The sequence below is a fragment of the Mesorhizobium sp. M0184 genome (genome assembly GCF_040322215.1).
Taxonomy (GTDB): Bacteria; Pseudomonadota; Alphaproteobacteria; order Rhizobiales; family Rhizobiaceae; genus Mesorhizobium.
On record NZ_JAMYSZ010000056.1, the window covers coordinates 1 to 20,267 of the forward strand.

Annotated in this window: 19 protein-coding genes and 1 pseudogene; 16 read left to right on the forward strand and 4 right to left on the reverse strand. The window is 63.9% G+C overall.

Features of this window, described 5'->3' with window-relative positions:
• Positions 1–336: 336 nt before the first annotated feature.
• The 4 genes from NKJ23_RS32860 (at position 337) to NKJ23_RS32875 (ending at position 1,804) form a co-directional block, all read left to right on the forward strand.
• Complete coding sequence (locus tag NKJ23_RS32860) at positions 337–519, forward strand: hypothetical protein (RefSeq protein WP_352496610.1); 183 nt, start codon at positions 337–339, stop codon at positions 517–519.
• Positions 520–652: 133 nt separating this feature from the next.
• Entirely contained in the window at positions 653–1,033 is a 381-nt protein-coding gene (locus NKJ23_RS32865) for a DUF1419 domain-containing protein (RefSeq protein ID WP_352516378.1), read from the forward strand.
• Entirely contained in the window at positions 1,030–1,182 is a 153-nt protein-coding gene (locus tag NKJ23_RS32870; protein ID WP_352468584.1) for a hypothetical protein, read from the forward strand. The genes NKJ23_RS32865 and NKJ23_RS32870 overlap by 4 nt, the downstream gene beginning before the upstream one ends.
• A gap of 133 nt (positions 1,183–1,315) precedes the next feature.
• On the forward strand, positions 1,316–1,804 hold the full coding sequence (locus tag NKJ23_RS32875) for a hypothetical protein (protein WP_352496609.1): 489 nt from the start codon (positions 1,316–1,318) through the stop codon (positions 1,802–1,804).
• A gap of 570 nt (positions 1,805–2,374) precedes the next feature.
• Here NKJ23_RS32875 and NKJ23_RS32880 read toward each other — a convergent pair.
• The gene (locus NKJ23_RS32880) at positions 2,375–3,565 is read right to left on the reverse strand and encodes a DUF1173 domain-containing protein (RefSeq protein ID WP_352468582.1); all 1,191 of its coding nucleotides are present in this window, start codon (positions 3,563–3,565) and stop codon (positions 2,375–2,377) included.
• Positions 3,566–3,747: 182 nt separating this feature from the next.
• Between NKJ23_RS32880 and NKJ23_RS34815 the strand changes: the two genes are divergently transcribed.
• The 9 genes from NKJ23_RS34815 (at position 3,748) to NKJ23_RS32920 (ending at position 13,605) form a co-directional block, all read left to right on the forward strand.
• Entirely contained in the window at positions 3,748–6,375 is a 2,628-nt protein-coding gene (locus NKJ23_RS34815; RefSeq protein WP_352496608.1) for a strawberry notch-like NTP hydrolase domain-containing protein, read from the forward strand.
• 11 nt (positions 6,376–6,386) lie between these two features.
• A complete protein-coding gene (locus NKJ23_RS34820) occupies positions 6,387–8,366 on the forward strand; it encodes a strawberry notch C-terminal domain-containing protein (RefSeq protein WP_352496607.1) in 1,980 nt (659 codons plus the stop codon).
• Positions 8,367–8,378: 12 nt separating this feature from the next.
• Entirely contained in the window at positions 8,379–9,416 is a 1,038-nt protein-coding gene (locus NKJ23_RS32890) for a DUF7146 domain-containing protein (RefSeq protein WP_352468580.1), read from the forward strand.
• Positions 9,417–9,673: 257 nt separating this feature from the next.
• A complete protein-coding gene (locus tag NKJ23_RS32895) occupies positions 9,674–10,615 on the forward strand; it encodes a DUF2493 domain-containing protein (protein ID WP_352496606.1) in 942 nt (313 codons plus the stop codon).
• A 62-nt stretch (positions 10,616–10,677) separates the two neighbouring features.
• Positions 10,678–10,938: a type II toxin-antitoxin system prevent-host-death family antitoxin gene (locus tag NKJ23_RS32900; protein WP_352483438.1), complete on the forward strand. Its 261-nt coding sequence runs from the start codon at positions 10,678–10,680 to the stop codon at positions 10,936–10,938.
• Positions 10,928–11,347, forward strand: a complete 420-nt coding sequence (locus NKJ23_RS32905) for a hypothetical protein (protein WP_352496605.1) — start codon at positions 10,928–10,930, stop codon at positions 11,345–11,347. Before NKJ23_RS32900 ends, NKJ23_RS32905 begins: the two co-directional genes overlap by 11 nt.
• Before the next feature lie 290 nt (positions 11,348–11,637).
• On the forward strand, positions 11,638–12,171 hold the full coding sequence (locus tag NKJ23_RS32910; protein ID WP_352496604.1) for a hypothetical protein: 534 nt from the start codon (positions 11,638–11,640) through the stop codon (positions 12,169–12,171).
• Positions 12,172–12,887: 716 nt separating this feature from the next.
• Entirely contained in the window at positions 12,888–13,211 is a 324-nt protein-coding gene (locus NKJ23_RS32915) for a DUF736 domain-containing protein (RefSeq protein WP_006205585.1), read from the forward strand.
• Positions 13,212–13,269: 58 nt separating this feature from the next.
• Positions 13,270–13,605, forward strand: coding sequence for a hypothetical protein (locus NKJ23_RS32920; RefSeq protein ID WP_352496603.1), 336 nt, complete (start codon positions 13,270–13,272; stop codon positions 13,603–13,605).
• Positions 13,606–13,724: 119 nt separating this feature from the next.
• Here NKJ23_RS32920 and NKJ23_RS32925 read toward each other — a convergent pair whose 3' ends face one another.
• A complete protein-coding gene (locus NKJ23_RS32925; protein WP_352468574.1) occupies positions 13,725–14,132 on the reverse strand; it encodes a hypothetical protein in 408 nt (135 codons plus the stop codon).
• Complete coding sequence (locus NKJ23_RS32930; RefSeq protein WP_352468592.1) at positions 14,129–14,809, reverse strand: nucleotide-binding protein; 681 nt, start codon at positions 14,807–14,809, stop codon at positions 14,129–14,131. The genes NKJ23_RS32925 and NKJ23_RS32930 overlap by 4 nt, the downstream gene beginning before the upstream one ends.
• Positions 14,810–15,284: 475 nt before the next feature.
• On the opposite strand from NKJ23_RS32930, the gene NKJ23_RS32935 reads away from it, so the two are divergent.
• The 3 genes from NKJ23_RS32935 (at position 15,285) to NKJ23_RS32945 (ending at position 19,326) form a co-directional block, all read left to right on the forward strand.
• Positions 15,285–15,692: a ribbon-helix-helix domain-containing protein gene (locus NKJ23_RS32935; protein WP_352496602.1), complete on the forward strand. Its 408-nt coding sequence runs from the start codon at positions 15,285–15,287 to the stop codon at positions 15,690–15,692.
• A 503-nt stretch (positions 15,693–16,195) separates the two neighbouring features.
• Entirely contained in the window at positions 16,196–17,929 is a 1,734-nt protein-coding gene (locus NKJ23_RS32940) for a relaxase/mobilization nuclease domain-containing protein (RefSeq protein WP_352684892.1), read from the forward strand.
• 398 nt (positions 17,930–18,327) lie between these two features.
• Positions 18,328–19,326 (forward strand): NAD(P)H-dependent flavin oxidoreductase, encoded by a 999-nt coding sequence (locus tag NKJ23_RS32945; protein WP_352496600.1) that lies wholly within the window; start codon positions 18,328–18,330, stop codon positions 19,324–19,326.
• On the opposite strand, the pseudogene NKJ23_RS32950 reads toward NKJ23_RS32945, so the two are convergent.
• A pseudogene (locus tag NKJ23_RS32950) lies at positions 19,314–20,069 on the reverse strand (IS5 family transposase). The gene NKJ23_RS32945 and the pseudogene NKJ23_RS32950 overlap by 13 nt on opposite strands.
• Between the last annotated feature and the right edge of the window lie 198 nt (positions 20,070–20,267).

Sequence of the window (20,267 nt, forward strand, 5' to 3'; positions counted from 1 at the left end):
CACGCCTCCCGCCCGACCCCCCGCCCCGCCCCCCCCCCCCCCCCCCCCCCCACCCCCCCCCCCCCCCCCCCCCCGCCGGCCCCCCCCCCCCCCCCCCCCGGGCCTGTTCCATTTCATGGAGATCGACATGTTCGACTGGAACAGAAGCTGCTCCTATGACGAGCAGCAGAAGAGACGTTTTCACACGACAGCCCGTTCACGGCTGAAGAAACTCGCTAACGAACTTGCCCTGCCGCAGGAAGCTTCGACCTGCGCTCGAACAAGGCGGGCATAGCCGTTTCCGGTGAAATTACCCTGCACCATCACCGCGCCTACATCCAGGTCGGCCAGTTCGGTTTGTCCTCAGGTCACGGCATCCTGATCCGCACCTGCAAGGACCGCAAGGACTATACCGGCGGGGCCAACCACTTCGTCGCGCTCGGCATGCTCGACGATATCCCGGCGCTCGCCGCCGCCGTCCGTGCCATCACCGGGGTTGGTCGAGACGCTTCGCCTTCCTCCGAACGACGCGCCGCCTGAACCCTGCAAACCCCATCATCGCCGGTGCACACGCTGGCCGCAGGCTCGGCCAGTCGACAGCCACAACATCACCAAGCACTTGCGACGACGCGGTTCATGCCGCGCGCGGCCGACCCGCGTTCAGGAGAACCCCATGACCGCACATCCACCCTTCAGGAAGGTGCTCGACGGCGTCGCCACCCGCGAGCAGATGTTCCAACTGTTCAGCCGACACAAAGATACTCCCGGCATCGATCTGCTTTCCGGCACTCCCTATTCAGGCGAGTGGTTCCAGATCACCGCGTCAGAATACCATTTCATGCTCGATTTGCTGCCGCCGCTCTTCAAGCGCACCGGCATGTTCGGCATGTCGGAGTTCAAGGCCGGCAACGTGACCAGCGTATTCTTCGCGATCCGGATCCGGGGCCGCGAACGCTGTTTTCATGGCTTTTGCGACCTCACGGATCGGCAATCCCCGGACACAAGATGCGCGCCGCAATCATCGCCCACGAGACCGGCGCGAGCGACAGCATGACCCGCGCGGAAAAGCTCGAGGCGATCTGGAACGCGACGCATCCCGACTTCAGGGGGATCGCCGGCGAGATCAATCCCCACACCTGGCCCGCGGACCACCGTGGCAAACGCGTCGTTCTCGTCAACAACGGTGGCCACGAACGATCCTGAAACTGCTCGAAGACCTGTCGGACGACGAGATCGACAGCCGCTTGCCGGCAACTCGCGCACGAGGCGCCAGGAGGGGAGGAGACAACGATGCGGACCCCCCGTAAACACCCGCCAGGGGCCGGCAAGGACACCTATGGCGTACTCGACCTACACCGCAAGCCTCGGTGCCCCAGATCGCCGCCAATACCGGCGCACGCCCCCAGGAGCGCTAACGGTCGCCGATCCCGTACGTCCCGGCGACACGGTCGCCACCTCCTACAGCACCGGCGGGGTCGTCATCGAGGTGGAAGAGCACTTCTATGCGGCGCCGACGGGCGAGACGCTGTCACACTTCACGATTGTCTATGTGCCGCCCGATCGAACTACAAGGTACCGCGATTCCGATCGTCGCTGGATCAACGAATGTGTCGCCATCGGCGACCGCATCCTAATGCTGTTCGAGGCCAACACGGACGAGGTCTTCGTCCTCAGCCGTGCCCGACCGTCCCAACCTCCGCGATCCAGAACCATCCCAGCCGATGGGCCTTTCCAAAGTAGAGTTCGAGCGCTGGCTGCCGAAGGCGATCGCGGCAGTCGAGAAGGCCAGGGCGATTATCGAAGAACGCCGCGACCCGCCGGATGACTCGCCATAACAGCTAACATCCGACTTGATCTTCGTCAGCTCCCGCGCCGTTTCCGCGTCGATCGCAGCGAGATCGAGATTTCCCTAGATCGAACGCTGCCGCGCGGATTCGCCACGCTTCTTCTTCACCTCGACGATGAAGGGTGGGCTCTGCCGCTTCATTTATTGCACCACCTTCGGATGGGAATCGGTCCGTTGCGGGATCGGGTCACATCTACGCTGGCCAAGGCCTATCGTCCACCCAACGCAACCATCGACCGCGGTGCCGCCCTGGACGGACGCCGATGCGAAAGCCAACTCTCCAGCGTCTCGCTCGCCGATGCAACGCGGGGTTCGGACAGCTCGAATGGCATGCCGAGTTCAACGCTGACAACGATCAGGCGCCCACTGTGCTTACGCCGCGGATCTTCGCAAACCCACAGCATGGTCACCGAAAAAGACGATCGCTGGTCACCCCTCACCATACCGTCATGGTCCAAGACAACGGGGATCCTTGTCCAACGCATGTCTGAATCGATGGCCGCCAATCGATTCACGGCATTGATGGAAATCTGAGATGTCGTTCCCAGCCTATGGAAGGGCCGGCATCTCCCCGTCACCGACCCGCCAGGTCCACGCACCCATCTCCGGCCGGTTCGCGACCATATCCTGCAACGAAGCCTCGAATGTTTCGTCCGCACCGGCGGGGACGACAAAGAGCGCGATCGGCTGCTGCCTGTTCTGGAGCAAAGCGTTGGCGATCGGCTGGTCGGTTTGCAGGTCGTAGCGCAATCCCTTCACGCTCTTCTCGCGAAGGCGGGCGAGCGCGTCGACCAGCCGCTTTTCCGGAACCGTCTCGTAAGGAATCCAGTTCTCGGACACCACCATCAACGCGACCTCCTCGACAATGGCGAGACCGGCCGGGTTCAATCCGAAGGTCGCGATCACTATCAGATGTGAGCTGGAATCTGCTCCCCACAGCGACAATTCTTTCTCGAAACGTACCGGCAAACGCCGATGTAATGCATCGTCGATGATGAAGGGAAAACCGGGCAGGTGCCTGATGACGAGTTTCTGACCGGAGCGGGCAGGAACAATCTCTTTCACCTCGCCGACCAGGACCAGCAGCTTTCGTGGGCCGGATTTCGGCGGGAGCGCAGGTGCAAGAACCGCATTGCGACGCTGCTCGATCGCTTCCTTGTTCTCGGCGCGAAATGGCTCGGGCACGAACAGGATATCCGCGAGCGGCCCGCCCCTCACCGTCATTTGCCCGGCAGCCTCGAGCAGATGCCAGCGGACATTCCACCAATGTCGCTTGCCAGCCCATCGGGATGTCCAGACCGTCAATTCGGCCTCGTGCCACAGATAATGGAGGAGGCCACGCAGCGACATCCTCCTGGGGTCGGCGGCTACACTGGCGGAGCTCTGGCCAGCAGGCGCGGACGCTGCCCGGCTCCCCGTCTTCGACAGGCTGAAATCGAGTTTCAAAGCCGCCAAGCCGCTTTGCGGATCGAGCTGTATCGCGCTGCCCATCAAGGCGCCCAGGCCGGACAGCTCGTAAGGCGATTCATATGAATCACAGGATGGATCATGCCCGCCGCCGCTCAGCGGCATGCGCTTGATCAGGTGAAGGTCGCCGATGCGGGCGATGTACATCGGGCAGCCCGGCTCGCGGCACAGGCATAGCGGACGCTCGGTGCGGGCATAGGCGTTCGCCAGCGCCGCCTGCAGGTCAGGCGCTGCCTCCTCGTAGACCTCACTGCCAATTCTGAACCGTCGCATCACCTCCGCAGCTCCAGGTCGCCGCCGCATCCCTGTGCGCGCATCAAGTCATGGGTTTGCGCAGAGCGCAACCCGTTTGTTGGATCGGCGCCAGAGGCAGAGGGGAGCGGGGAGAAGCGCGGCCCGGCTGGCGCGGAGAGAGTGCCGGCGCGGGCGCCCCCCCTCTCGCGAAGGACATCTCCATGAACATCGTTTCGACCACACCTGCCGTTGCGCGGACTGCCGCTCCCCTCGACGCGCCGACGCCGGCCTCCATCAACAACGCCCAGGCAATCTATCAAGCGGCAATGCGGCTTCTGCCTTTCCTCGAGCAGGGCAAGCCTGTCACCACCGCCGCACTGCGCACCGCCATGACGACAGGTTTTGGCGGCAGCGATGCGCAAGGGTTCTGGGTCTGGAAGGACGCCTATGAGGCGCTCGAAGTCGCCCAGGTGCTGTTCTTGCGCCGGTTCGGCCCTGCGATCCTGTCCCGGTCCACCACGCCCCAGGCAACGCTGGCGATGATCAAGCGCATCGCCGACCTTCTTCCCACCCATACGCGACGGTCCGACGAGAGCCAGGCCATGCAGCAGCTGTCGACGCCCTTGCCGCTTGCCTTCGTGACAGCGCACGCCGCGGCGATCGCATCTTGCGACCTCGTTCTCGAACCCTCGGCCGGCACCGGTCTGCTCGCCGTCCATGCCGAGATGGCGCGCGCCTCGATCGCCCTCAACGAGCTTGCCGCGACGCGGGCCGATCTCCTCGGCCTGCTGTTTGCGCGCATGCCCGTCTCTCGGCACGACGCTGCCCATATCGACGATCATCTCGAACCTGCGATCAAGCCGTCCGTCGTCTTGATGAATCCGCCCTTCACCGTCGGCGCCTATGTCGACGGCCATGTCGCCGATGCGGCATGGCGGCACCTCTCCTCCGCATTCGCACGCCTGCGTCCGGGCGGGCGCCTGGTCGCCATCACCGGCACCGGGCTGTCTTCGGAAAGCCCCAAATGGCGGCCGGCCTTCGAACGGTTGCAGCAGCAGGGCACCATTGTCTTCACCGCAGCGATCGACGGCCGTGTCTATGCCCGCCATGGCACCACCACTGAGACCCGCCTGACAATTATCGACAAGGTACCGGCCACCGACCCGACCGGCTTCATCCGGTCGCCCGGCAAGGCCGCAGATGTCGAAACGTTGCTCTCCTGGATCACGGATCTGCCGCCCCGGACACCGGGCGGCTTTCCGGATTCGATCGGCGCTCTGTCGCACGGGATCCTGAGGAAGGCAGCAGCGCACATGGGTGCCCGATCGGGGGCAAGAGCCGCACCCCTCGCTGTCTCAACGGCTGCTCCGAAGGCCATCCAACCGTTCCGCCCGATTGCGCAGGCGAAACCCGCCCGCCAGGTCAAGGCAAACAGCACGCCGGCGGTCCCCCTCGCCTATGAGCTACGCGACTGGATGCCGGAGGAGGGCGGCCGGCTCACCGACACGATCTACGAACCCTACGCGCTCCAGTCGATCGACATTCCCCGCGCAAAACCGCATCCGACGCCGCTCGTGCAGTCGGCCGCAATGGCCGCCGTGGCGCCGCCAAAACCTTCCTATCGCCCGCTTCTTCCTGATGAGATCATCGACGAGGGCCTGCTGTCGGACGCCCAGCTCGAAAGCGTCATCTACGCCGGCGAAGCCCATTGCGGCTATCTCGCCGGGACCTGGACGGTCGACGAAACCTGCGATGTCGTCTCGGCCGCGCCAGAAGGTGCTGCGAACGCTGTCCGCTTTCGCCGTGGATGGTTTTTGGGCGATGGAACCGGCTGCGGCAAGGGACGGCAAGTCGCCGGCATCATCCTCGACAATTGGCTGCAGGGCCGCCGCCGTGCAATCTGGATTTCCAAGTCGGACAAATTGCTTGAGGACGCTCAGCGCGATTGGGCGGCACTTGGCCAGGAAAAACTCCTCGTCCAGCCACTGTCGCGCTATCGGCAGGGCACGCCGATCCGCCTTGCCGAGGGCGTCCTGTTCACGACCTACGCCACGCTCCGCTCGCAGGAACGGGGAGGCAAGAAATCCCGGATAGCCCAGATCCTCGACTGGGTTGGACAAGAGGCGAGGGCCGAAGGCCCGGCGGGGACTGGAGAGAAGCCGGCGAGGAGGGACGAATGCCCGACGGGGAACAGAGAAAACTCGGCGGGAAGGAACGAAGGCCCGACGGGGATTAAAGAAAGCCAGACAGGGATTGGAGAAAACCAGTCGGGGGCCAAAAAATCTTTCGATGGCGTCATCATCTTTGACGAGGCGCACGCCATGGCCAATGCCGCTGGCGGCAAAAGCGAGCGTGGCGACGTCGCGCCCTCGCAGCAGGGCAGGGCGGGGCTGCGGCTGCAGCACGCCCTTCCCGACGCGCGCGTCGTCTACGTTTCCGCGACCGGTGCGACCGCCGTCGAGAACCTCGCCTATGCGCAGCGTCTCGGCATCTGGGGCAGCGAGGATTTTCCATTCGCCAACCGAGCCGAGTTCGTGGCAGCAATCGAGGACGGCGGTGTCGCGGCGATGGAAGTGCTCGCCCGCGATCTCAAGTCGCTTGGCCTCTATACGGCGCGTTCGCTCTCCTATGACGGTGTCGAATACGACTTGCTCGAGCATGAGCTGACCGACGAGCAGATTCGCATCTACAACGGCTATGCGGACGCCTTCCAGGTCATCCACAACAACCTGACCGCCGCACTCGAGGCGACCAACATCACCAGTGAGTCCGGCACGCTGAACCGCAACGCCAAGGCGGCGGCGCGCTCGGCGTTCGAGAGCACCAAGCAACGTTTTTTTCGCATTTGATTACCTCGACGATGACGCCGACCCTGATCGGCGCGATCGGACAGGATCTTGCCGATGGCCATTCGGCAGTCGTGCAGATTGTCTCGACGGGCGAAGCGCTGATGGAACGACGCCTTGCCGAGATCCCGACCGAGGAATGGTCGGACCTGCATGTCGACGTCACGCCGCGCGAGTATGTCGGCGGGTACTTGATGCACTCCTTCCCCACCCAGTTGTTCGAGGAATATTCGGACGCCGAAGGCTATGTCTGTTCGCGGCCTGTCCACGACGAAGATGGCAACCCGGTTCAATGCCGGGAGGCTGTTCGCCGGCGCGACGAGATGATCGAAAAACTCGCATCGCTGCCGCCGGTCGGTAGCGCGCTCGATCAGATCATCCATCACTTTGGCGCCGACACCGTCGCCGAGGTGACCGGCCGGTCCCGCCGCATCGTGAAGAAGACCGGCCGCGGCGGCATCGACCGGCTTGCCGTCGAGAATCGCCCTGGCTCGGCCAATCTCGCCGAGACCCAGAGCTTTATGGATGACGAGAAGCGCGTGCTGATCTTTTCGGACGCCGGCGGTACCGGCCGTTCGTATCACGCCGATCTCGGGGTCAGGAACCAGAGGCTGCGCAAGCACTATCTGCTCGAGGCCGGCTGGCGCGCGGACAACGCCATCCAGGGTCTCGGGCGGACCCACCGCACAAATCAGAAGCAACCGCCGCTGTTCCGGCCCATGGCCGCCAATGTGAAGGCCGGCAAACGCTTCCTGTCGACGATCGCCAGGCGGCTTGACACGCTGGGCGCGATCACGCGCGGCCAGCGCCAGACCGGCGGGGCAGGGCTGTTCCGTGCCGAGGACAATCTCGAAAGCCCCTACGCGCGGGCCGCACTTCGCCAATTCTACATGCTGCTGCATCAGGGCAGGATCGAGGGCTGCTCGCTCACGACCTTCGAGACCGTGACCGGCCTGTCGCTGACGACTGACGAGGGCGGGCTGCGCGACGAACTGCCGCCGATCACGACCTGGCTCAATCGCCTGCTGGCGCTGCGCATCGAAACCCAGAACCTGCTGTTCGAGGTGTTCGAGCAGTTGATGGCGGCGAAGGTCGAGGGCGCGATCGCTGCCGGCTCCTATGACAAAGGTCTGGAGACGATCACGGCGGAGAGCATCGTCGTCACCGATCGCCGCACCGTCTACTCGCACCCGGTCTCGGGCGCGCAGTCGCATGTGCTGACCGTCGCGCGCAAGGACCGTACACGGCCGCTCAGCCTCGTCGACGCGCTGGCCATCGTCCGGGCGGAACCGCAAGCGGTTCTGTTGGTGAACACGCGATCGAACCGCACGGCGATCCGGGTTCCCACGGCGAGCCTGATGCTCGACGACGGAACCGTCGAACACCGAGTGCGCCTGCTGCGGCCGACGGACGAACTGCGCTTCGGTCTCGACGCCCTTGCCGAGACCCACTGGCAGCCCGCCGACCGAAAACTGTTCTGCGAGCTGTGGCAGGCAGAAGTCACCGCCGTCCCGGAGTTCACCACCAGCACCTTTCACATCGTGACGGGTCTGCTGTTGCCGATCTGGCGTCGGCTGCCGGATCATGATTGTCAGGTCTACCGGATCCAGACCGATGCCGGCGAACGCATCATCGGTCGTCACATCGCGCCGACTCTTTTCGCGACCATGTTGCGCAATCTGGGGTTCGACGATGTACCCAAGCTCGCGCCGGAAGATGCCTGGACCGGGCTTGTCGACGGACGGATCGGACTGCAACTCGCCGATGGCCTGATTCTGCGCCGCAGCCGTATCATGAACGACTACCGTGTCGAATTGATCGGCTTCATCGATGCCATGGTTCCCCGGCTGAAGGCGCTGGGACTGATCGCCGAGATCATCTCCTGGAAGCTCCGGCTGTTCATCCCGACGACCGAGGAAGGGTCCTCCATCCTCGCCTCCCTCTTCGATCGCCACACGCTGGTTGGCGTCACCGACCGTACCTCGGCGGCTTGAGGGGAGGCGATCATGACCGCCTCGGCCTCCGAGCTGGCACGCCGCCTTGGCGATCATGCCGAGGCGGTGTGCCGCGAATATCTCTCCAAGGGCCATCGCTCGGGCAATTACTGGATGGTCGGCGATGTCCGCAACACACGCGGCCGTTCCATGCATGTGCGGCTCAAGGCGGTTGGCGGCAAGGCAGCCGGAAAATGGGTCGACGAGTCATCGGGAGAATATGGCGACCTGCTTGACGTCATCGAGCAGAGCTGTGGTCTGGTCGACTTCCGCGAGGTCGCGGATGAAGCACGTCGCTTCCTCTCCATGCCGCTGCCACCGCCCCAAGCTCCTGACGCGCGGCGCCAGCTAGCCGCGAAACGCGGCTCTCCCGACGCCGCGCGTCGCCTGTTCGGCATGTCCCAGCCGATCGCCGGCACGTTGGCCGAACGCTATCTTGCCGGCCGCGGCATTCTGCTCTCCCCACGTGAGCGTGCCCTGCGCTTCCATCCCGGCTGTTACTACAGAGATCTCGTAACGGGCGAGACGCGGACGCTTCCTGCGCTGATTGCCGCTGTCACCAACCTCAACGGGCAGACCACAGGCCTGCAACGCACCTGGCTCGATGCTTCGGGCAACGGCAAGGCGCAGCTCGCCGATCCCCGCCGCTCGCTCGGGCATCTTCTTGGCAACGCCATATGGCTCGGCCACCAGCCCGGTGCGCCCGTCATGGCCGCCGGCGAGGGGTTCGAGACGATGGCGTCGCTCCGGACGGTGATGCCGGCGCTGCCGGTTGCCGCCGCCACTTCGGCCAATCACCTCGCCGGCCTGACCTTGCCGCCTGGCTGCCGCCGCCTCTACATCGCGGCCGATGCCGATGCCGCCGGCCGGCACGGCATCGAGCGTCTCAGCCAGCGAGCCGGCGAAGCCGGGATCCTCGCCCTGGTGTTGCGGCCGCAGCTCGGCGATTTCAACGACGACCTGCGTCATCTCGGCCCGGCCCATCTCGCGGCATGGCTCAGTGACCAGCTCGTCCCGGAGGATGCCCGTCTCTTCCTGCCGCCCGGATGAATGGGTCGGGCCGGCACGCGGGCCGGCGCGGCGTCGCCGGACAGGCTGCAGACATGGCGGCGCTCCACCAGAGAGGCCGCGCCCCCCGCCGGCCCCCCCGGCGGCCCCCCCCCCCCCCCCCCCCCCGCCCCCCCCCCCGCCCCCCCCGGGCCCCCGGGGGCGGCGGACGGGGGCGGGGGGGGGCGGCGGGGGGGGGGGGGGGCGGGTAGGCGGGGGCGGGCCGCGTGGGGCGGGGCCACAACCGACGGAGACACGCCGTGACCTACGAGCTTCCTCTCGACGACGCCTACGAGCCCTACCACGCCTCCTCGCCGACCGACCGCGTCATCCTCGAACTGCAGATGTACGGCCACCGTCCGCATCAGGACGAACCTGATCCTCGGCCACTTCCCGACGACGAGGTGATCCGGACTGGCCTCGCCGGGATCGTCGAGACCTTGGCCGGCATGCTCGGCGACACCAGGCTCGAACCCGATCTCGACGACCTGCTCTGGTCGTTCGCAAACGTCTTCCACCGTGCCGCCGAGCGCGTCGCCCGCAGCCTCGACCGCAACGAGGAGGCCCAGCGCTCGAGCCAGCAGGAGCAGGACGGCTCGGAGGTGAAGTCGGTCGAGCTGGAGCGGCTCACGGCCGAGGGCATCACCTATATCGAGCGCCGCAACGTGCTCGAAATCATGCGCGATGAGGCCGCCGACCTCTACGAGGCGCAGACCGGATCGGCATGGCGGCCGCGCACCGGCTCCAAGGTCTCCCACCAGGCAATGACCGCAGCGGTGATCGACTCCAGAGACTTCCTCGCCGCCCGCCGCCACGCCGAAACCGAGGTGCTCGTTCCGGCCGGCACCAAAATCGCCTTCGCCGGCGGCCTCGACTGCAACGATCACGACCGGATCTGGAACGCGCTCGACAAGGCCCGCGAGAAGCATCCCGACATGGTCCTGCTCCACGGCGGCAGCCCGCGTGGCGCCGAACGCATCGCCGCCTGCTGGGCCGAGAACCGCAAGGTCACCCAGATCGCCTTCAGGCCGGACTGGACCCGGCACGCCAAGGCGGCTCCGTTCCGCCGCAACGACCAGCTTCTCTCGGTGGTGCCCTACGGCCTGATCGTCTTTCCCGGCTCCGGCATCACCGAGAACCTTGCCGACAAGGCGCGTCGGCTCGGCATCCCCGTGTGGCGGTTCGCGGAGGACGGCGCGTGAGCGCCGTTTTCTTGCAAATCTAGAAAATCCAGATAATATGGAGATCGATAAGGAGTCCAGCCATGCGCCAGTTCACGACGGGGGATCTCAACAAGCAGGTTGGCGACGTCACCGACGTTGCCAGCCGCGAACCCGTTATTCTTACCAAGCACCGGAAACCCCGGTTCGTGCTGATGAGTTACGAGCACTACGAACGGATGCGCATCGGCGGCGATCCCCGCCGCGCATACCGTGTCTCCGAGATGCCGGAGGAACACACGGAACTCTTCGCCGCCGAGATCGACCGATTGGCGCGCGGGGAAGGATACGATGATGAGCGGTAGATTCCTGCCTGGTCAGGTGATCTCCTACCCCTATCTTTGGGCATGGCAACACGAGCGCGGCGAAACGGAAGACCGCAAGAGCCGGCCCACCTGCGTGGTCATCGCTGTCCGCGGCGCAAGAGATGGCCTGACCCATCTCGCGCTCCTGGCGATAACCACCCAGCCACCAACCAGCGATCGGGTCGGTTTGGAAATCTCCACTATCGAGTGCCGCCGCGCCGGTCTGACCGATCTCAAACGCTGCTGGATCGTGGTTGACGAATACAACTACGATATTGCCGAACGCTCCTGGTACATCGAAGCCGACGGTAAGCCCCTCGGTCGTTTCAGCAAGGCATTCATGATGAAAATCGCAGGCGCCTTTATCGAAGGGCGCAGCGAGGGCCGCCGCGTCAGCCGTCTGGATTGACGTTCTCTTTCGCGGCCATGCGCTCGATCCAGGACGTGAGCCTCTGGCTGGCCGACAAAGACCACTAGCTCCAAGCGCGAAGCGCAACTAGCCAGATGCGCGTAGCGCCTCCGGCAGCTGCAGGATCCGGGCGCGCCGGCCTGCGGCCGGCCGGGCTCTCGTCGCGGCGTCCCGCCGCTTCCCGAGCCAGCTTTGCCGTCTCGGCCTTCGGGTGACGATCCCTCGCGCAGGGCCAGGGGAGAGGGCGGCCGGCGCGGGGCGGGGGACGCGGGAGAGAAGGGAAAGTCACCATGTCGATGATATTCATAGGTGGATCACGCGACATATTCGAGCTGCCGGAACCTGCCATCGCTCGCATCGGCGCAATCGTTGCTGCCGAGCACGGCGTGCTGGTTGGCGACGCGCCTGGAGCCGATGCCGAGGCGCAGGGCCTGCTCGCCGGCTACAAGTACGAGCACGTCGGGGTCTTCCATGCCGGCAAGGAACCCCGCAACAATCTGGGCGACTGGGCCGCCTACCATGTTCCTTCTCCTGAAGGAGCTCACGAGCACTGGTTCCACGCCGCCAAGGACCGGGAGATGGTGCGGCGCGCCGACTTTGGGATGATGGTCTGGGACGGCGCATCACCGGGCACGGCCGTCAACGTGCTTCGGCTCGCCATCGCGAACAAGCCGTGCGTCATTTACGATCTGGCCAGGGGCCGGATGGCGACCACGTACAATGTGGAAGACTGGTGCGCGATGCTCCGCCATGTCGATCCGGACATTCGCCGCCAGGCTGAAGCCCGCAGGACGCCGGACGAGCGTCTGGCGTTGCCAGGATGATGTACGCCCGGTTTCCCCGACAGCCCGGTGGGTCCGATCTCCGATATGCTTGATCCGGCTCCGCGCCCCAACTCCACTTGTATGAACGGCCGGGGCCAACCCTACTTCGAATCCGGCCCACGCGCAGAGCCGCGGGGCGTTGTACGGATGGTTCATCTTGACCCGTCTCGCATCTGAAGCGGGTGAAAGTGTGCCGAACATCCTGGCTTGCTTGGTCATCCAACCTGGCTGCGAGGCATCGCCACCGTGGGGCGTGAAGTTCGCTGCCAGTCGGCTCCGATCTCGAAACCGCTGTGCCGCCATGCCAAACGCGCAAGGCGGTTCACGCGCCATGCTGCTGTTCGACGTGTTGGCGATGCCGACGACATGACCCGAGAGGCTGCAGCCTGTTCCTGCGATCCGGCAGCATTGCGTCGGCGGTCAAGCGATGGCGGCCTGAGGTCTTGTCCATCTGCCGCATCCGGGGCCATTCCCGTTTCATGTCGCCTTTGTAGACGACCGCCTGCTTTGTGCGGTCAACCCCCGTTGGGGGTACACTCGGCGAATATTCAGGAAAATTCGATTTCTGTTTTTTGTCTGCGGGCAGGCGAAGGGCCTGCCCGCTATTTTTGGGCAAATAGAATTTTCCAGAATTTTCGCCGAGATGACCGCAGCAGGACGGCCCTCTCCTTTGGCGCCATCGGGAATGGTCCCGATGCAACCGAAGGAGAACTACCATGGCCACCACGATCGCAAACCTCACCACCAAAGCCGACGGCTCGATGGAAGGCGTCTTCGCCACGCTCCGGGTCAATGCCCCGATCACCCTCATCCCGAACACCAACAAGTCGCGCGAGGACGCCCCCGACTACCGGATCGTCAACAAGCGCACGGGCTTCGAGATCGGAGCCGGCTGGCACCGCATCTCCCAGCGTTCGGGCGAGGAATACCTCTCGGTCAAGCTGGAGGCCCCCGAGATCGGCGTCATCTTCGGCAATCTCGCTCCCGCCCCGGGTGGCGAGGAAAACAAGAAGGTCATCCTCTGGAACAACCCCCAGTGAGGCATTGGTGGCCGGCCCCTCGAGGGGCCGGCTTCCCCACCGGCAAAAGGAGGTTGCAATGAGCCGCTACACCATCACTGTCACTGGCACCGTCACCGGAAAAGTCCGCTCGGATCCAGACGCTGTCATCGGTTACGACCCACCGCTTCGCACCTACTTCCTGCAAGCGTTCCCCCACGAAGTGACCGACGAGTCCGCGCTCTGGCTTGGCACCCGCGATCACGCGTCCGAAGCGCTTGAGGATCTTCGCCATGCAGCCATCTCATACGACTTCATGCCGCTGTCGCCCAAACTGACCGCAAAGCTGGTCGACGACAAAGCGGCAGCCAGCGGGCGTCCGGTGCGAGACGCAATCCTCGGCGAGGTGCTGAAACACCTCAACCAACCCAAGTAGGCAAACACGTCTCAAGGGCCCGCGACGGAGTGCTCCGTCGCGGGCCCTTTTTTTGCGCGTCGCAAAAGAGCCACGAACATCACCCGTCGCGGCATGCGATAGCGACTCCCGACCGCTGATTATTCCTTCGGCAGTTTGTGCTTATGAATGCGGATATAATCCTGCACAGCCTTTCGCAGCAGTTCGGTCATGCTGTGCCCGTTGCTGATCGCCAGCAACTTGAACTGCCGCTGCTCCGCAGCCGTCAGGTAGTAACCGCAGCGGATCATCTCCTCCTCGCGAATCTTCTTTCCGGCGATGGGGTCCTTTTTCTGACCCTGCCGCAGCAGCTTGCGAAAATCGGGCCCGGCTGCCGGGGACGGCTTTGTCGGTTCCTGCATCTGTGGCGTAGCTTGCTGCCTGGTCCCTGACGTCTCGACCTTTGGTGGGATGAACAGGCTCGGCAGCGCTGGCGGCTGCGTGGAGATGGCCTTCATCATGCGGGCTTTCTTGTCGTCACCGGGTTTCGGCGCGGTTTCTTCACTCATGCCGCGTTCCTTGTGGCTTCGATGAAGGTTTGCAGAAGGTCGTCAAAGACCCCTTCGCTCTCGGCAACCGCCTTCGCGTCAGGCAGCTCGGGGCTGTAAAGGGTCTGCCCGGTCTGAAGGTCGCGGTAGGCAACGCGATTGTGCAGGACGTGTTCTGCAATGGGCGTGCCGTTGGCCTGGATGATGGCGCGCAGTTCGGTCAGAGCTCGCGCCCTGCCATCGATGATGGTCTGCTTGGTCAGCACGAATATCGCTGGCAACGGTCTCCCCCGGCTCTCGACCGCCAGTGGGATGTAGTGGTCGGTGATCTGGATGGCGGCGGTCACATCGTCGAGGGCAAAATAGACCGGCACGACGACAATATCGGCGGCGAAGAGCCCGGCCATGAGGTTATCGTTTGTGGTGCCTTCCGTATCGATCAAGACGACCGAGCGTTCACCGTTGTGAGTGGCTGCCGCGCGGAGGATTTCCTGCGGGGTCATCGCGCTCACTATCTGGAGCGTGTCAGGACAATTGCCAGCGTCGCCCAGCATCTGGAACCAGCGATTCATGTTCTGCCGCCGATCGCCGTCGATAAGGGTGACCGAATAGCCCCGATGCAGCGCGACGGATGCGAGGGCGCGCAGCATCGTCGATTTGCCAGTGCCGCCCTTGGGGATCGCAGCGGATATGATCATGGGGGCCTCCTTCCGGCGTTGTCTCCTTGTTTCCATGTTAACATGGAAACAAGTCAACATGGAACAATATCACGGTCGAGACATGGTGACATAGTCAACGGGGAAGACTGGTTTGGCAACCCAGGCGCGCACCAATAAGGGCTCGTTCACGGTGCGGTTTTTGCGCAGCTGCTATCTGCAGCGAAGGAATAGGTCCGGTGGCCCATCGACTGCGCATTTCCGACTACGCATCAGAGGGCGGATGTTTCCATGTTAACATGGAAACAAGTCCTCAACGCATCATAGACACACTACATCAAGTCACGATGGAAACACATCGCGACCGGCCCGCTGCGGTTGACAACTGGGCTGGTGAGAAAGGAACGTCGGCTTTGTCCTTTTCCATCTCATCTGGCAGGATAGCCTATTTTGTGATACACACAAAATAGGCGGCGCGGCCCTGGCGGGCCTTAGCGCCCGCAAGCGGGCTTGAGAGATGGATGCAGGCGCCCAGAAAGCAGCGGTACAGAACGCGTCACGACGCTACGGCGAGGTGACGCACATCCGGTTTTCGGCTGACGAGCTGGCCAACCTTAAAGCCATTGCGGAGCGAGACGGCGTTACCGTCAGCGAGGTCGTCCGGCGTCTGGTGCGGGCAGAGGCCGGGCATCTGCCTATCGCATCAGAGGCGTTGCGGCCGGCGATCGTGGACATGACCGATCAGCTGCGGCGCGTTGGCATCAATTTCAATCAGGCCGTGCGCGCCATGAACGACGGCCGTGTTGCCCACGATGAGGATCTTGAACAGGCGCTGGTCGCCGTGGGCAACCTGGTGCGGCAGTTTCGCGAGGAACTGAAGGCGATGACTGGCGGGTCACGCAAGGCGAGGGAGGCCAGGCCATGAGCGGTCGTCTTGCTGGCTACGCGGCCGAAATCGAACGCTATCTGCGGGGCGAGTCCGGCGTGAAGCGTGAGGAGCTCGACGACGACAAGTCCGTGACGGGCGTCCGACGCGCGGCCGGTGAATTCCAGGTGATGAAGAGTTATGAGCGGACCGGTGGCGGCGGACGCCTCGGGCAAGGAGGCGGCTCGACGGCAGGTGGCGGCAGGAGCGCCCATTGTTCGTCGCCGGGAGGATTGGGGGCGGCGGGGAGCTCCATGTGCAGCAGGGCACCGAAGTCCACTGCTGCTGCGAGTTCGCCCAAGGCCGCTAGCGCGCCGATCATGATCTATGGCGTCACGCTCGCCGGTTTCCGGCCGGAAGAGGAGGAGGAAGACTGGAAGCGGCGCGGCGGCGGTGGTCGTGGTGCTGTTCGTCCGAGCGGTACGGCACGAGCGGCGCGGACGGGCTATCAGGCGCGGGCCGTGGCGGCACGGGCAGGCTATGCGGCGGGCGCGCAGCCTGCCGTGTTCAAGGTCATGCCCAATCCGCCATCGACCAAGGAAGCTGCCGCCCGGCTGCTCAATTACATCGGGAAGCGCGAGGACGAAAAAGGCGAGAAACACGACATCGAGATTTTCGACGAGGACGGGCAGGTGCTTGCGACAGGTGCCGCAAGAAAGGCGTTCCTGGAATCGTTTTGCGAGACGTTCGAACCGCCCTTGGAAAACACCAATTTTATCGAGGTTCGCTTCGATCTCGCTAGCGAGGTCACCGATGCCGCCTTGAGCGAGGCGCTGAGCAAGGCCTTCGGGGCAAAACCGTTCATCTATGCGCAGGATGGACAGACGGTGGAGGTTTACGCCCATACCGATGAGCGGGCCGGACCGCTTGCCAAGGTGCTCGCCGGCGGTCGGGAAAAAAATTCGCGCAGCAAGGCGCTCGACAAGATCGAAGCGCGCCTGTCTGAAGCCATGGGCGCGGTGGGGGTGGTCGCCAAGGCAGAGGTAACGGCGGCCGTGAGCCGTGAACCCAAAGCGAAATACTTTTTGCAAAAGTTCATCCGTACAAACAAAGACGTCTGCACTGCGAACGGTGAGCCAATTCGGGGCGCGAGGAACCCCGCCAAGGCGGCGGCTTCGGTCTACGAACAATGGCGCCCGCAGTTTTCGGGGCGTGAGCGCCGCAATGCCTATCACCTGCTTTTCTCGGCAAGAGCCGGCACCGATGCGAACGCCGTCATGGCCGCGGCGCGCGCCGTGCTCGAGGAGCGCGCGCCAGGATACAAGTTCGTCCTGGCGCATCACAAGGATACCAAGCACGTCCACATCCATGCGATGGTGCAGGCACGGTCAGCCGACGGCGAGCGCCTGAAATTCTACAAGCCGGATCTCGCAGCCTGGCGCGAGACCTTTGCGGAAAAAGCACGCGAGAACGGCATTGCGATGGTGGCGACGCGGCGCATGGACCATGCGATGACGCGTCCGTTCACGAAGGAGCATGCCGGGGCTTATAGCCGCGCCCAGAGCGATCCGCGCTATCAGGTCAGCGCCAGGACGATCGAGCGAGTGGAGGCCAAGCGGCAACGCCGTTTGGATGGACAATCCCTTGTCGTGAACGGCGATGCAATCGCTGCCGCATGGCAAAAGACTGTGACGACGATGCGGACCGCGGGCATAGTCGGTCAGGCTCTCACGGCAGCGGAGTCGATCGGCAACAATTTTCTGCGGTTCCGTCGCGATCGGACAGGGGAGGGACAGCAGCCAGGTCCTGCCGCGGGTCGCGGAGCTGATCAATCGGGGCAAAAGTCTTTCCTGTCCCATCCCGGTATGAGAGAATTGAATGCACTGATAGGAGATTTGGACATGGCGCAGACCCCCTTGGAAATGCGGCGTCAGATGGCCCGCGTCAATCAGGCTCTGGACAACATGCGCGAGACGCTGCCGCCGGCGCATCAAGGACAGTTCGAACAGTATCGTGAAGAGGTGAACGACAAGATGCACGACCGTCTCGCGCGGCTGCAATTCGAGCGGCAGCAGCGTCGTGGTGGTGGCGGTGGCGAGCCGATCCCCGAGCGCGAGCCGCGAGGGCGAGACCTTCCAACTCGGGACGATCCGCGCGAGCCGGAGCAGCCGCGCACCGGCACCGAGCAGGAGAAGGTGGCAGCCAAGCAGAAGGACGCCAACAAACAGAAGGCACGGCAGTCGGAAGAGCAGGACCGCAAGACCCAGCGCTCAAATGATAACGATTACGAGCGCTGAGCCGAGCTCACTGCCGCCTGCGGCTAAAGAGACCGAGAGTGTTAGTGACCTCATGTGCCGAGGCCCATTTGGCGCCTGCGAGATTCAGGATGATGGACACGCAGATCTCACGCCGCGCATGATCTTGAAATCTGCTTTGTGCCGCATTGCAGGATGGACCGAAGCTAAGGCTGTGACAGGCTGGTTTTCAGGTCCGTCCAGGTAACCGCAGCGCCATTGGATCGATCGGTGACGGGCTCGAAGCCCGGTCGTAAGTTTGCTGATGGGTTAGGGTCCGGACTCATAACCGTCGGTCGACTGCGCTGGCGGCTCTGGTTGCCGTTAATCGCGGGGCGCTGAGCGGGGCTCGATAGGATCAACCGAACCTGCGATACTCAAGGCAATCTGTTGGAGTGATGATGCGCATCGTAACCCGTCTCACTGATCGGCTTAAACTGCAGCATCCGATCATCAGCGCGCCGATGGCATTCGCATCGGGCGGGGAACTCGCAGGTGCGGTCAGTTCAGCCGGAGGGCTTGGTCTTATCGGCGGCGGCTATGGCGACGCTGATTGGCTGACGCGAGAGTTCGAGCGATCTGGCAACCGACCTGTCGGCTGCGGCTTCATAACTTGGTCACTCGCCAGGAACCCGCGCCTGCTCGATAAGGCCTTGGAGCGGCGACCAAGTGCGATTTTCCTATCCTTTGGCGACCCGGCGCCTTTTTCGCCGGCGATACGGGCCGCCGGGGTCCCCTTGATCTGCCAGGTCCAGAGCCTCGACGACGCGCGCCGCGCTCTTGATGCCGGAGCCGACATTATCGTCGCCCAAGGCGCGGAAGCCGGCGGTCACGGTGAGAAGCGAGCGACATTCACATTTGTTCCGGAGGTCGCGAACTTGGTACGGCGACGGGCGCCGGACACGCTCATCTGCGCGGCCGGTGGCATCGCCGATGGTCGTGGGCTTGCAGCGGCGCTGATGCTTGGCGCTGATGGCGCCGTGATGGGATCACGTTTCTGGGCCTCGTTGGAGGCTCTCGTTCATCCAAATCTGCACCAGGCTGCCCTTGCCGCGACCGGAGACGACACGGTTCGAACCTCGGTGATGGACCTAGCGCGCCGCCTGGATTGGCCATCGCGGTTTTCACTGCGCGTTCGGAAGAATGCTTTTACGGAAGCCTGGCACGGCAATGAGGCCCATCTCCTCGCCGACATTGACGCGCAGTCCGCTGCCTACCGGGAAGCGTGGGCAAGCGGCGATCCCACAATAGCCGCGATCATGATTGGTGAGGCCGCCGGCCTCATCCACGACATCGAGCCGGCGAGTGACATACTCCTTCGCACCGTTTCTGAAGCGATCACCCTGCTTCAGGGCGCAAGTTCGCTTCTGTTTGTCGAGGACAACTGTCACAGCCAGTAACTGACCGTAGCGGCTAGGCAGACGGCAGCGAGGAAGTTCGTGGCCGATCGATCGTATCTGGTGGCGATGCGGCGGAAATCCTTGAGCCGTCCGAACATGCGCTCGATGGCGTTGCGATCACGGTAGAGGAACGGGGAGAAGCAGTTCTTCCAGCGCCGGTTGGCTTCGGCGGAATGTTCGGCATCGCCCCTTTAGCCTAGACCTGTGGCGAATGGCATTGGTATCATAGCCCTTGTCGGCGTGCAGGATCGGGCTCTTGGGCATCTGCTCCAGAAGCAAATCTCCGGCGCTGCAATCGGCGACCTGGCCACCGGTCAAGAGGAAAGCGATCGGGCGGCACAGGCCATCGGTCAGGGCGTGGATCTTCGTGGTTCGCCCACCGCGCGACCGGCCGATCGCCTGATTTTGCTCCCCCCTTTGCCGCCAGAAGCGCAGCGATGCGCCTTCACGGCCGAAGAGTCGATCAGGACCTCAGCCGGAGGACCGCCAGCCGAGGCCAGGGCGTGGAAGATGTCGACCCAAACGCCTTTGGCAGCCCATCGGACAAAGCTATTGTAGAGCGTCTTTCTCGGCCCGTAGACTTGCGGGGCATCGACCCAGCGGCCGCCGGACTTGAGGACATGGACGATGCCGCTAATCGCTCGGCGGTCATCGACTCTTGGCTTGCCGCGCGTGTCGGTTGGCAGCAGCGCCTGCGGCCGCGAAACCTGCTCCTCCGTCAGCCAGAAATAATCGCGATTCATTTGTGGCCTCCCTTTGGAGACCGTGACTCATAAAACCACAGTCAGTGGAATCCCTTTATGGGTCCGGATCCTAGCCTGAAAAATTCATGGGGGTTGGTGGATGTGGCGCAAGCCGTTGAAATGACGTAGGATTTGGTTGCTTAAGCCGATCCGAACCATTTCCCGGAGACCACACCCACCATGAACGATCTTGCGCTG

Excerpts from the sequence above, each read along its gene's own strand:
- NKJ23_RS32890 (WP_352468580.1), top strand. The coding sequence starts at position 8,379 with ATGACCGCCTCGGCCTCCGAGCTGGCACGCCGCCTTGGCGATCATGCC.
- NKJ23_RS32915 (WP_006205585.1), top strand. The coding sequence starts at position 12,888 with ATGGCCACCACGATCGCAAACCTCACCACCAAAGCCGACGGCTCGATG.
- NKJ23_RS32900 (WP_352483438.1), top strand. The coding sequence starts at position 10,678 with ATGCGCCAGTTCACGACGGGGGATCTCAACAAGCAGGTTGGCGACGTC.
- NKJ23_RS34820 (WP_352496607.1), top strand. The coding sequence starts at position 6,387 with ATGACGCCGACCCTGATCGGCGCGATCGGACAGGATCTTGCCGATGGC.
- NKJ23_RS32920 (WP_352496603.1), top strand. The coding sequence starts at position 13,270 with ATGAGCCGCTACACCATCACTGTCACTGGCACCGTCACCGGAAAAGTC.
- NKJ23_RS32910 (WP_352496604.1), top strand. The coding sequence starts at position 11,638 with ATGTCGATGATATTCATAGGTGGATCACGCGACATATTCGAGCTGCCG.
- NKJ23_RS32865 (WP_352516378.1), top strand. The coding sequence starts at position 653 with ATGACCGCACATCCACCCTTCAGGAAGGTGCTCGACGGCGTCGCCACC.
- NKJ23_RS32945 (WP_352496600.1), top strand. The coding sequence starts at position 18,328 with ATGCGCATCGTAACCCGTCTCACTGATCGGCTTAAACTGCAGCATCCG.
- NKJ23_RS32905 (WP_352496605.1), top strand. The coding sequence starts at position 10,928 with ATGAGCGGTAGATTCCTGCCTGGTCAGGTGATCTCCTACCCCTATCTT.
- NKJ23_RS32925 (WP_352468574.1), bottom strand. The coding sequence starts at position 14,132 with ATGAGTGAAGAAACCGCGCCGAAACCCGGTGACGACAAGAAAGCCCGC.
- NKJ23_RS32880 (WP_352468582.1), bottom strand. The coding sequence starts at position 3,565 with ATGCGACGGTTCAGAATTGGCAGTGAGGTCTACGAGGAGGCAGCGCCT.
- NKJ23_RS32875 (WP_352496609.1), top strand. The coding sequence starts at position 1,316 with ATGGCGTACTCGACCTACACCGCAAGCCTCGGTGCCCCAGATCGCCGC.
- NKJ23_RS34815 (WP_352496608.1), top strand. The coding sequence starts at position 3,748 with ATGAACATCGTTTCGACCACACCTGCCGTTGCGCGGACTGCCGCTCCC.
- NKJ23_RS32930 (WP_352468592.1), bottom strand. The coding sequence starts at position 14,809 with ATGATCATATCCGCTGCGATCCCCAAGGGCGGCACTGGCAAATCGACG.
- NKJ23_RS32870 (WP_352468584.1), top strand. The coding sequence starts at position 1,030 with ATGACCCGCGCGGAAAAGCTCGAGGCGATCTGGAACGCGACGCATCCC.
- NKJ23_RS32935 (WP_352496602.1), top strand. The coding sequence starts at position 15,285 with ATGGATGCAGGCGCCCAGAAAGCAGCGGTACAGAACGCGTCACGACGC.